Annotated in this window: 8 protein-coding genes; 1 reads left to right on the top strand and 7 read right to left on the bottom strand. The window is 62.2% G+C overall.

What is annotated here, in order from left to right; genetic code table 11:
• Window positions 1-6: 6 nt before the first annotated feature.
• Window positions 7-3,159: an efflux RND transporter permease subunit gene (locus PSN43_RS14285; RefSeq protein ID WP_272701410.1), complete on the top strand. Its 3,153-nt coding sequence runs from the start codon at window positions 7-9 to the stop codon at window positions 3,157-3,159.
• 716 nt (window positions 3,160-3,875) lie between these two features.
• Here the strand turns inward: PSN43_RS14285 and proC are convergent.
• The 7 genes from proC to PSN43_RS14320 all read right to left on the bottom strand — a co-directional run bounded on the left by proC (window position 3,876) and on the right by PSN43_RS14320 (window position 12,167).
• The gene (gene proC, locus PSN43_RS14290) at window positions 3,876-4,670 is read right to left on the bottom strand and encodes a pyrroline-5-carboxylate reductase (protein ID WP_272701411.1); all 795 of its coding nucleotides are present in this window, start codon (window positions 4,668-4,670) and stop codon (window positions 3,876-3,878) included.
• Complete coding sequence (gene lpxB / locus PSN43_RS14295) at window positions 4,667-5,791, bottom strand: lipid-A-disaccharide synthase (RefSeq protein ID WP_272701412.1); 1,125 nt, start codon at window positions 5,789-5,791, stop codon at window positions 4,667-4,669. Before lpxB ends, proC begins: the two co-directional genes overlap by 4 nt.
• Complete coding sequence (locus tag PSN43_RS14300) at window positions 5,781-6,659, bottom strand: DMT family transporter (protein ID WP_272701413.1); 879 nt, start codon at window positions 6,657-6,659, stop codon at window positions 5,781-5,783. The genes lpxB and PSN43_RS14300 overlap by 11 nt, the downstream gene beginning before the upstream one ends.
• Window positions 6,660-6,770: 111 nt before the next feature.
• Window positions 6,771-8,033, bottom strand: coding sequence for an MFS transporter (locus PSN43_RS14305; protein WP_272701414.1), 1,263 nt, complete (start codon window positions 8,031-8,033; stop codon window positions 6,771-6,773).
• 147 nt (window positions 8,034-8,180) lie between these two features.
• Window positions 8,181-8,558, bottom strand: coding sequence for a RidA family protein (locus PSN43_RS14310; protein ID WP_272701415.1), 378 nt, complete (start codon window positions 8,556-8,558; stop codon window positions 8,181-8,183).
• 95 nt (window positions 8,559-8,653) lie between these two features.
• A complete protein-coding gene (locus PSN43_RS14315; RefSeq protein ID WP_272701416.1) occupies window positions 8,654-9,979 on the bottom strand; it encodes an NAD(P)/FAD-dependent oxidoreductase in 1,326 nt (441 codons plus the stop codon).
• Between the two features lie 40 nt (window positions 9,980-10,019).
• Window positions 10,020-12,167 carry an acetate--CoA ligase family protein gene (locus tag PSN43_RS14320; protein WP_272701417.1) on the bottom strand — a complete coding sequence of 716 codons (2,148 nt, stop codon included), beginning with the start codon at window positions 12,165-12,167 and terminating at the stop codon, window positions 10,020-10,022.
• Window positions 12,168-12,213: the final 46 nt, after the last annotated feature.

A 12,213-nucleotide genomic window follows, 5' to 3' on the forward strand; every position in this document is an offset into this window, starting at 1 on the left:
CCGGCCATGTCCGAATTTTTCATCAAGCGGCCCATCTTCGCCTGGGTCATCGCCATCGTCATCATGCTTTCGGGCCTGCTGGCCCTCAGGAACCTGTCCATATCCCAGTACCCGGACATCGCGCCCACCTCGGTGCGGGTCAGTTGCAACTACCCCGGCGCAGACGCGAAGACCGTCGAGAACTCGGTGACCAAGGTCATCGAGCAGGGCATGACCGGCATCGACAACCTGGACTACATGACGTCCACGTCCACTTCCACCGGCTCCACGGACATCACCCTGACCTTCACCAACGCGGCCGACCCGGATGTGGCCCAGATGCAGGTCCAGAACAAGCTCCAGCGCGTCACGGCGCAGCTCCCGGAAGTAGTCCAAAGCAACGGCGTCAGCGTGACCAAGTCCTCGGCCAGCTTCCTCATGGTCATCGGCTTCGTTTCCAAGGACGGGACCATGTCCTCGGTGGACATCGCCGACTTCGTGGACAGCTCCCTCAACGACAGCCTGAAGCGCGTGGAAGGCGTGGGCGACACCCAACTTTTCGCCTCGTCCTACTCCATGCGCATCTGGCTCAACCCGGACAAGCTGGCCGGATACTCCCTCATGCCCGGCGACGTGGCCACGGCCATCCGGGCGCAGAACACCCAGATCTCCGCTGGACAGCTCGGCGGCCTGCCTTCCGTCGAGGGGCAGCAGCTCAACGCCACCATCACCGCCCGCAGCCGGTTGCAAACCGTCGACCAATTCCGCGACATCATCATCAAGAGTTCGGCCGACGGCTCCATCGTCAGGCTGTCCGACGTGGCCGACGTGGAACTGGGGGCTGAAAGCTACACCACCAGCGCGCGATACAACGGCCAGCCCGGCGCGGGGTTGGCCATCAAGCTGGCCACCGGCGCCAACGCCATCCAGACCGCCGACGCCGTAGTGGCCGCCGTTTCCAAGCTCTCCCCGACCTTCCCCCAGGGCCTGGAAGTGGTCTACCCCTACGACACCACCCCGTTCGTCAAACTCTCCATCACCGAAGTGATCGAGACCCTGATCGAAGCGGTCATCCTGGTTTTCATCGTCATGTTCCTCTTCCTGCAGAACATCCGGGCCACCTTCATCCCGACCATCGCCGTGCCGGTGGTTCTGCTCGGCACTTTCGCCATACTCTCGGCGGCGGGCTATTCCATCAACACCCTGACCATGTTCGCCATGGTCCTCGCCATCGGCCTGCTCGTCGATGACGCCATCGTGGTGGTGGAAAACGTGGAACGCATCATGTCGACCGAAGGCCTCAGCCCGCGCGAGGCGACGCGCAAGTCCATGAAGGAAATCTCCGGGGCTCTCGTGGGCATCGCCACGGTCCTGTCCGCCGTCTTCGTGCCCATGGCGTTCTTCGGCGGCTCGGTGGGCGTCATCTACCGCCAATTCTCCCTGACCATCGTTTCGTCCATGGTCCTCTCGGTCCTGGTGGCCCTGATCCTGACCCCGGCCCTGTGCGCCTCCATTCTCAAACCCGTGGACCACAACCGGCGGCTGAGCTTTTTCAACTGGTTCAACCGCGTCTTCGACAAGTCCACCGCCGCCTACCATGACGGCACGAAATGGATGCTCCGTCGGAGCGGCCGTTTCCTGATCGTATTCCTGGCGCTCACGGCCGCCATGGTCTGGATGTTCCTCAAGCTGCCCAGTTCATTCCTCCCCATGGAGGACCAGGGCATCCTGATCACCAGCGTCCAGCTCCCCGTGGGCGCGACGCAGGAACGCACCGCCCGGGTCATGGACGAGGTCTCCGACTACTTCCGTTCCCAGGAAAAGGAAGCCGTCGAGGGCGTGTTCACCACCGTCGGCTTCAGCTTCAGCGGTTCGGGCCAGAACGCAGGCATCGCCTTTATCCGGCTCAAGCCCTTCGAGGAACGCCACTCCCCGGCCCTGTCGGCGCAGGCCGTTGCCGGACGGGCCATGGGCACGTTCTCACGCATGACCGAGGCCCGCATCTTCGCCCTGGCTCCGCCCGCCATCCACGGCATGGGCACGTCCAACGGCTTCGACTTCTACCTCCAGGACATCAACGGGGCCGGACACGACCGGCTCATGGAAGTCCGCAACCAGTTCCTCGGCATGGCCGCCCAAAGCCCTCTGCTCTCCAACACCCGGCCCAACGGGCAGGAGGACGAGCCGCAGTACCACATCGACATCGACCAGGAAAAGGCGGGCGCCCTCGGCCTCTCCTTCTCGGACATCAACACCACCCTGTCCACGGCATGGGGCAGCGCCTACGTCAACGACTTCATCGACCGGGGCCGCGTCAAACCCGTCTACCTACAGGGCGACGCGGAATACCGGATGCAGCCGACAGACGTAAACCGCTGGTTCGTGCGCAACAACAAGGGCGGCATGGTGCCGTTCGCCTCCTTCGCCAACGGCCGCTGGACCTTTGATTCGCCCAGGCTGGAGCGGTACAACGGCTCGTCGGCCGTGGAGATTCAGGGCCAGGCGGCGCCGGGAGTCAGCTCGGGCGACGCCATGAGCGAAGTGGCAAAGCTTGTCTCCCTGCTTCCTGCGGGCTTCAACCTCCAGTGGACCGGCCTTTCCGCCCAGGAGGAACTGTCCGGCAACCAGGCTGCGCCCCTCTACGCCCTGTCCATCCTGGTGGTCTTCCTCTGCCTGGCCGCCCTGTATGAAAGCTGGTCCATTCCCTTCGCGGTCATCCTCTCGGTGCCCGTGGGCATCTTCGGCGCGCTCCTGGCGGCCACCCTGTTCGGCCAGAGCAACGACGTCTACTTCAAGGTCGGCCTGCTAACCACCATCGGCCTGGCGGCCAAGAACGCCATTCTCATCGTGGAATTCGCCGTGGCGCAGCAGGAGGCCGGGCTCGGCGCGATCGAGGCCACCCTCAACGCCGCCCGGCTGAGGCTCCGCCCCATCCTGATGACCTCCTTCGCCTTCATCCTCGGCGTCACCCCCCTGGCCGTGGCTTCGGGCGCTGGCTCGGGCGCGCAAAACTCCGTGGGCATAGGCGTCATGGGCGGCATGATAGCGGCCACCATTCTGGGGATATTCTTCATCCCCCTGCTCTACGTGGCCCTGCGCAAGGTCTTCAAATACAAGCCCGCGCATCGGGACGATCCGCTGCCTGAACCGGCCCGGGCGCACCGGGACAATCCCGCCTGATAGCGGCCCCGTCACCGGCAAACCAATACGGCAAGGCCGCGCCCCGACAGATCGGGACGCGGCCTTATCTTCCCCCTGCGGAACAGAAGAAAACCCGCGCCGAAGGCGCATACAGGGGATGCAAGGGTGCGAGCCCTTGCCCGCCGGAGGCGAAATCACCCGACCATTGCCGCGAAGCGGCCTTCATCCCTGATTCCCCTCCTCATGAAGCGAACGGTATAGTTCCCCCCCAAAAAGGACCTATAGATTTACTCCCCGCTTTTACCGCAGAACGTCACGGAGCGGAAAAAACCCGCGCCGAAGGCGCATACAGGGGATGCAAGGGTGCGAGCCCTTGCCCGCCGGAGGCGAAATCACCCGACAATTGCCGCGAAGCGGCTTTCATCCCTGATTCCCCTCCTCATAAAGCGAACGGTATAGTTCCCCCCTCCAAAAAGGACCTATAGATTTACGCCCCGCTTTTACCGCAGAACGTCACGGAGCGGAAAAAACCGCGCCGAAGGCGCATACAAGGGATGCAAGGGTGCGAGCCCTTGCCCGCCGGAGGCGAAATCACCCGACCATTGCCGCGAAAGCGGCTTTCAACCCCTGATTTCCCTCCTCAGGGAGTTAAAAGGCTACCCCCCATAAAAAAAAGGGACACCGGCAGGAAGTCCGGTGTCCTTATGTCGTGACGGCGAAACCGGCGAGGTTCGGCTCCGCAGCCGGAAGCGCGATCAGCCGCCCAGTTCCACGCTACGCGCGTAGGCCATGCGGATGGCGTCCATGATGTTCCCGCGCACGGCGGTGCGGTCGAAATGGGCCAAGGCGGCGATGGTCGTTCCTGCCGGAGCTATGGACATCTCCTTGAGCATACTGACATGCTCGGAGGATTGCTCCGCCATGAGGCTCGCCCCGCGAAACAGCTTTTTCACCATGCGCGAGGACGCCTCCCGCTCCAGCCCCAGCTCCACACCGGATTCGATCATGGTCTCAATGAGATAAAAAATAAATGCGGGGCCGGAACCGATGACGGCGGTAAAGACGTCGAACAGGCTCTCGGGCAGGACGTGAACGTCGCCGGAATAGCTGAACATTTCCCGTATGGCCTTCTTCTGGCCTTCCTCAAGGGACGGATCGTCAAAGCAGACCGCGGTCACGCCTTCCCCGATCAGGGCCGGAGTGTTGGGCATGGCCCGGACCACGGGGCAAACGCGGTTGACCCGCCCGGCCAGGTCCTCCAGGGTCAGACCGGCCGCGATGGAGACAAGGCACTTCTCCCCTGTCAGGGCGGGCGCGAGCTCCGGCCAGATATCCCCGGCCTGCTGCGGCTTCACGGCCAGCACGACGCAATCCGCCTTTTCCGCCAGCTCACGCACCCCTTCGCAGGGAACGAGCCCGGTCTCGGCCGCCAGCGCGTCCAGCTTGCTTCTCGTCCGGTTCACACCGTATACGGTGACCCCCTCCACTCCCTTGAGCGTGCGTATGACGGCTCCGCCCATGTTGCCTGTTCCGATGAATCCGATGTTCACTTCTGGCCTCCTTGGTGTTGCGCAAGAATCCTGTTCGCCGCGAATCCTATGGCCCCGGAGGGACCGGCCAGGCGGCGGAGCTCCTGCAGTTCGGCGCGGATACCCGGCAACGCGCCGGGATTGTTCAGCCAGGCCTTCATTTGCCCGTAATAGTTCTGCGGCGTCGCCCTCTCCTGCAGGTACTCCGGAAACAGCTCCCTTCCGAGCAGGATGTTGGTCAGGCTGATCCGCCTGGACAAGGCCAGCTTGCGCAGGATGTACGCGGCCGGGCGGTCGAGCCGGTAGGCCACGATGGTCGGGGTGCCGATAAGGCCGGTCTCCAGGGTCGCGGTGCCGGACGCGGCCAGGACCATGCCCGACCTGCGGATCATCCTGAAACGCTCCCCGGGCTCCACGATGGACACCGGCACATCGTCGCGCCAGTGCCGCCTTATGAAATGATCGCCGATGCCCGGAGCGCGGGCGATGGTGAAGCAGATTTCCGGCCTTTCCCGATGGATGCGGGCGGCCGCCTCGGCGAATCCGGGCAGGAGGTAGGCGACCTCCTTCCGTCTGCTCCCCGGCATGATGCCGATCAGGCTGGGATCGGGCTTCAGCGTGTCCAGGGATTCAAGCGGAATCATGTCCAGGAGCGGATGTCCGGCATACAGCGGACTGCATCCCCCGTTTTGGAAGAACGAAGGCTCGAACGGCAGGGCGCAAAGGATGTCCCGCACGCATCGGCGCAGGGTCTCCATGCCCTTCTGCTTCCAGGCCCAGAGTTGCGGCGCGATGAAGTACAGGACCGGGATGTTCATGTCGTGGGCGGCCTTGGCCAACGGCAGATTGAAGTCCGGGCAGTCGATCATGACGACCACGTCCGGACGCCGCCGCGCCCACGCGCCGATGATCTCCCGGCGCAGGCGGATGATCCCGGGCAGGCCGCGCAGCACATCGAGAAATCCCGCGAAACTCAACCGGCTCATGGGAAAATCGACCTTCGCGCCCCCCGCGGCCATCATGCTGCCGCCCATGCCGCAGATTTCCAGATCCGGCGAGCGTCGCAGCAGCTCGCAGGCCAGGGCTCCGGCATACATGTCGCCGGACGCCTCGCTGCAATTTATCCAGACGTTACACGGCATATTGCTTGCCCCGGTCCGTGGCGAGAATAAAAATGGCGGAAAGGATCAGGAAAAAGCCGGCCCAGCCGACCGGAGTGAAATTTTCTCCGAAGAAGATACATACCCACAACGTGCCGAGAATCGGCTCCAGGTTGCAAAGCACGGCCACATGTACCTGGGGAGCGCGCTTCAGCCCCTGGCCGTAGGCCCAGAAGGCCAGGTATCCGGTCAAGACGGCCATCAGCACGGCCGTGACCCAGGTCTGGGGCGTATACGGAACATCGAACTGGATTATCGGCAGAAGGACCATGACACCGCCCAGATGCATGTAGGCGTAGATGGACTCGGTCCTGTAGCGCTTCTGCCAGTGCTTGAAAAAGGGATACTGGAAGGCATAGCACAAGCCGGAAGCGAGCCCGCAAAGTATCCCCAGCGTGGAATACCGGCCCTGAAGGCTGCCGCCGGAAAAGCACACGAACCCCACGCCGCACAGGGCTATGAGAATGGCCATCCATTTACGGGGAGAAACCTCTTCCTCACGAGAGAAAAGCCGGGTGAAGACAGCGACCCAGATGGGCGCGGTGTAGAGCAAGATCTCCCCCATGGCCGCGCCGCTGTGCTGTATCGAAAGCAGGAACACGTAGTACAGGCCGCCGATACTCATCATCCCCCAGAGGACGAACAACAGCGCATGACTGAAGCGGATTTTCAGCGTGCCGGCCACGAAGGCGTTGACCAGGAAACAAAGGCCGCCGATGGACGCCCGCCAAAAGGACACTTCCAGGGGGGAAAGTCCCGCCGAGAGCATACTTTTGGCGAACAGCGCCGTTAACGACCAACTGAAAGCTGCGAGAACAGTGTAGCTGTATCCTGTCGCGAGAACGGACATACGCTGACCCCGGAACCACTTGTTCCTTGCCTTCCAAAGAGGAAATGCCCCCCGGCGGAAGGTTGGCCGGGGGACATTGAATTGCGGCTATGCCGAAGGAACTCGGACCGGCTATACGGAAGCGGTCGCGGTTCCGGGACGCACCTTCATGAACTTGGGCGAAGTCTCGGGAGCCAGGATCTGGCAGACGACGCCGCCGATGAACAGGGTGGCGATGCAGCATCCCAGGGTCACGGTGACGCCGTACTGCTCCATGACGACCGGCAGCATCCAGGTGCCCATGCCCGCGCCGATACGGCTGGCGGCGATGGTCAGGCCGACGCCGGAACCCCGAAGCTCGGTGGGGAACAGCTCGGGCGGATACAGCCACTCGGCCACGATGGAGATGGCCAGAACGGTGGAGAACGCGCCCAGCAGGACCAGAGCGATGGTCGGGGGCATGTTCTGCCAGACGGTCATGACGGTCAGGATCGCGCCCGCGCCGTAGAACGTCCACATCAGGAACGCGCGGCGGGAGATCATGTCGGCAATCAGGATACCGATGATGACGCCGACCATGGTGAAGCCGTTGTAGAGCATTCCGGAGGCGTGCGGGTTGGCGATGTTCAGCCCCTTCACGACCACGGGCAGGAAGATGGAGATGGCGAAGAACGGCAGGACCTGGCAGAGGAAGAAGGTACAGGAGGTCAAGGTGTTCTTCCACAGCTCGGGGCTGAACAGCTTGGCGAACGAAGCCGAACCCTTTTCCTCGGTTTCCGGAGGCAGGCCGTAGTTCGTGCCGAGGTAACGGTGAACCAGCTCCAGGGCCTCCTTGCTGCCCCTCTTGGCGAGGGTCCAGCTCGGGGACTCGGGCGAGCCGACGCGAACTATCAGGGTAATCAGGGCGAGCACGGCGGAAGAGGAGATGATCCACCGCCAGCCGTTTGCGCCAAGGTCGCCGCCCATGGAGGCGATCAGCAGCCCGGCGAAGTAGGAGATGATATAACCGAAGGTCCAGGCGGCCATGAGCCAGCTCATCATCTTCGTGCGGATGCGCTCAGGGGTCCATTCACTGAGCAGCGCGACGCCGACGGTGTAGTCGGCTCCGACGCACATGCCGAGCAGGAAGCGGACCGCGGCCAGAATCGCCGGATCGGAAATGAAGAACTGAACCACGGACAGAATCAGGCTGAAGGCAGCGACGAACGTGTACGCAACCCTTCTTCCCACACGGTCGATGATGATTCCGCCCATCAGGCTTCCCAGCAGAATACCAAAAAGAGCGCCCGCGCCGATCAGCCCCATCCAGAAGCCGTTCAGCCCGAGCACCCCGGTCGCATAAGTCAGGGCAATGCCGACAATGCCCAAAATATACCCGTCGCAGATCTGTCCCATGAAGGTTCCCACCGCGATCCGTTTATGCACGGGCGAGAAAGGAGCATGGTCGAAGTTAATACCGTTCTGTCCGTTTGGGGCCATCGTACACCTCACATTAAGGGCAATAGTTTTGTAGAAATATTAACAATCACAAGACAATACGCACTATTCCTTGTAAGCTATCGCATCCATCTCCAACAGACAGCCGTGCGCGATCTCGCTGGCGCCGAGGCAGAGCCTGGCCGGGCGGTGGTCGCCCATGAACTCGGAGTAGACTTCATTGAACCCGTCGAAATCTTCCATGCTGGTCAGAAAAACCGTGGTCTTGGCGATGTCCGAAATTTCAAGGCCGGCGGCATCCAGAACCAGCTTCAGGTTGAAAAGGGTCTGGAACGCCTGCTCCCTGATGTCGCTTCCGACGACTTCGCCGGATACCGGGTGAAAGGGAACCTGGCCGCAGATGTAGTAGGTGTTTCCGGCCTTCACGCAATGGCTGTAAGGTCCAATGACTTCAGCAGTTTCCGGGGAATTTATGAATTCCATGAGTATCTCCTTTGGGTATGGGGCTCCTGCGGAAAGGATGCCGGGGGGCATTTCCGGCATCCTTTCCGTTAATCAGGAGTTGGCTAGGGATGGAGTTAGATCTCCGTTTTGGCGTTAAACTCTTCGTACATGAGGCGGGCCTTGGCACCCATCGTCAGGAAGGGTTCCGGCGGCAGCCTCTTGGGAGTGGATATCTTCCGGAGGAAGTCGAGGTTCTGGCTGCCGATGCCGCTGACCCATTCCGCCAGGTAGTAGCCGATGAGGCTGGTCTTGGCGACGCCCGCGCCCTCGCCGCTGGCGGAGGCGAACACGGAGGGATACTGCTGCATCATCAGCGGACGGTAGTTCATGGTCATGTTGATCATGCCGCCGTAGATGAACTCGAAGTTGACGTGCTTCAGCTCGGGGAAGCGGTTCTCATAGGCCCGGCGCAGCTTGGGGATGGCCCGGCGGATGCGCTGATGGGAAGTGGTCAGGCTGGTCGCGAAGGAGAAGCCGTTACGCACGAAGATGCGGTTGTCGCGAGTGAAGCGGACGGTCGTTCCGGCCGGATGACCGGCGGTGCAACCCCAGGGCTTCACGCCAGCGAAGTAGCGCATCTCGTCCTCGGTGAACTGGCGGGTGAACGCGCCGTAGGACAATACCGGGCAAAACACCTTCTGGCCGATGCCGAATTCAGGGATGAAGGGACCGCCGGTGACCAGGACGAACTTGCACTTGATCCGCTTGCCGTTCCGCAGCACGACGTGAGTCGGGCTGCCCTCGTCGATGCGCATGACCGGGGCTTCCTCGAACACGTCCACGTTATCGGGCATGACGCTGAAGAGGCCGCGCAGCACGTCGGCGGGGTTGATGAGCACGGTGCCGGAGGTGTACAGGGCTTTCTTGTAGTACCGGGTTCCGGTGCGGCGGAACAGTTCGTCGCCCTCGACCACCTCGTAGGAGCAGTTCATCCGCTTGAGCTCGTCGATTTCGTGCTCGATCAGCTTGAAGCTCTTGGTCTCGGAGCAGCACAGGTACTTGCCGCAGTGATCCCAGTCCACGTCCTCGATGCCCTTCTCCTTGATGGTGTCTTCCATCCACTTGATGATGAAGGTGTTGAGCTCGAAGTACTTCTGGTTCTCCTCGAAGGAGGAAGCGCCCTGGTCGCCGAAGTCGTGGGGCACGTCGATGATGAAACCGGCGTTCTTGCCGCTGTCGTTGTCGCCGATCTTGATGGCTTCGAAAACGGCGATGGAGGCCTCGGGGTGCAGTTCGGCCAGGTGGCGGGCTGCGGCCTGTCCGCCGTATCCGGCGCCGACTACGATATAATCATAGGCATCCTGGACTTCAGACAGGTTCTTGAAGTTGTGATGCTTGTAGGAGGACATTTCCAACCAGCTTTGGCCGGTCGTCGTGGGGTAACGCTTGACTTCACGCATGGTTCAACTCTCTTGCTGTAGTTTGTTGCGACTCGGCGTATCAGCCGTGCAGGATAATTCTTGCGTCCGCAATGGACAGGCCCTTTTCCAACGCGAAAACCGGGTTGAGGTCGACTTCCGCGATTTCACGCAGCTCGTTCACGAGTTGCGAGATGATGCAGACCGTTTCCGCCAGGGCTTCGAGGTCGCGGGGTTTGGTTCCGCGTGCACCCTGAAGCATACCCAGTCCCTTGATCTCCCGAATCATGCTCCGGCAGGAAGGCATGTTCACCGGGGCGACCCTGAACGCCACGTCCTTCAGAATCTCGACGAAGATGCCGCCGAGGCCGAACATCACGGTCGGTCCGAAGGTGTTGTCGTGGCTGGAACCGATGATGCACTCGACGCCGCCGGGCAGCATGGAGGTCATCATGACGCCGAAGATATCCGCGTCGGCCTTGTAGGTACGGCCGTTTCTCACCAACTGTTCATAGGTTTCGCGGGCCTTTTCCGCGGAATCGATGTTCAGGGCAACGCCGCCCGCATCGGTCTTGTGCAGGATGTCGGGCGAAACAATCTTCATGACCACCTTGCCGCCAAGTTTGCCGTAGAATTCCGCGGCTTCGTCGGCGGTGGTGGCCAGGTAGTCTTCAGCAATGTCGAGTCCGTAGCAGCGCAGGACGTTGCGGGCCTCGGTCTCCACGAGGTTGGTGCGGCCGGAAGCCTTGACGGCGTCGAGGATGGCGGCAGCCTGTTCCTTGCGGTCGGCGGGCATGTCGGGCAGCTCCTTGTCGGCCTCTTCCTTCAGCGACTTCTTGATGTCGCTGTACTGGGAGAGGATGCCCATGGTCCGGACAGCGGCATCGACGTCGCCGAAAACCGGCACGCCGTTCTCGCTGATGTACTCCAGGCACTCGGGATGCTGCGGCCAGTAGATGGAATGCATGACCACGGGCTTGTCGCCTGCGGCGATCTTGTCGACCATGCTCTTGGCGACGTCCATCTCCAGGGACCGGAATTCCTCGGACAGGTCGGCATAGCCGCCGTAGAGGCCGACGATGATGATGCCGTCAACGTCGGGGTCCTTCAGCAGGACGTCCAGGCAGCGGTCGAAGACCCACATGTCCGCCTCGGGCGTACCGGCGAGGTCGACCGGGTTCTTGATCGGGCAATGCGGCATGAGGATCTCACGCAGCTTTTCCTGGCTGGCCGCGGAGAGCACCGGCGCTTCGAGGTTGTACTTTTCCGCAAAGTCGGTGGCCATGACGCCGTGGCCGCCGCCGTCGGTCAGGACGGCGATGCGCTTGCCCTTGGCGGGCTTGCACTTGGAGAAAGCCTCGGCGGCGTCCAGAAGCTGGCCCGGGCTGTCCACCCGGACGATTCCGGCCTGCCTGAGCGCGGCGTCGAACACCTTTTCACTGCCCGCGAGGGAGCCGGTGTGGGATGCGGCAGCCCGGGCGCCGGCGGCGCTGCGGCCGATCTTGATGGCTGCGATGGGCAGCTTGGCGGCAGTCTTCTGGGCGGCCTCGATGAATTTGCGTCCGTCCTCCTCGCTCTCCACGCGGAGACCTTCCATGTACAGAAGGAGAACCTTGGTGTTGTCGTCGGCTTCGACGTACTCGACGAAGTCGTGGAACCGCATGTCCATCTGGTTGCCGATGGTGGCCCAGCAGTTGTAGCCGAGGTTCCGGGACTTGGCGTTGAAGTTGATGTCGATGCCGAAGTTGCCGCTCTGGAGGACCAGGCTCATGGGGCCGGGAGCCAGGTCGATGATGCTGGCGTTCATGTTCTTGGCGGCGCTGTAGGTGCCCATGCAGTTCGGACCCTGCACGCGCATGTTGCCCTTGCGGGCGATCTCGAGCATCTTGCGCTCGAGTTCCTTGCCCTCCGGACCGGTTTCGCCGAAGCCGGTGGAAACCACGATGGCGCACTTGACGCCCTTCTCGACGCACTGCTCCATGACGGGCAGGATGTGCGCGGGAGCGATGGCGATGATGGCCAGATCAACTTCGCCCGGAACGGCGGTGATATCGGGATAGGTGGTATGCCCGAAGAGCTCGCCGCCGGAACGGGAGATCAGGTAGACGTCCCCGTCGAAGCCGTTTTCGATCAGGCTTTTGGCCGTCCAGTATCCGTACTTCTTGGGGTTGGAAGAAGCACCGATGAGGGCGACGCTTTTGGGTTGAAAAAGGGGAACCAGATCACTCATGGAGAAACTCCTTATCGAATCCGTCCCGGGCGAGGCCCGGGACGGA

It is taken from the genome of Desulfovibrio sp. Fe33, assembly GCF_028532725.1.
In the GTDB taxonomy this organism is placed as follows: Bacteria; Desulfobacterota; Desulfovibrionia; order Desulfovibrionales; family Desulfovibrionaceae; genus Pseudodesulfovibrio.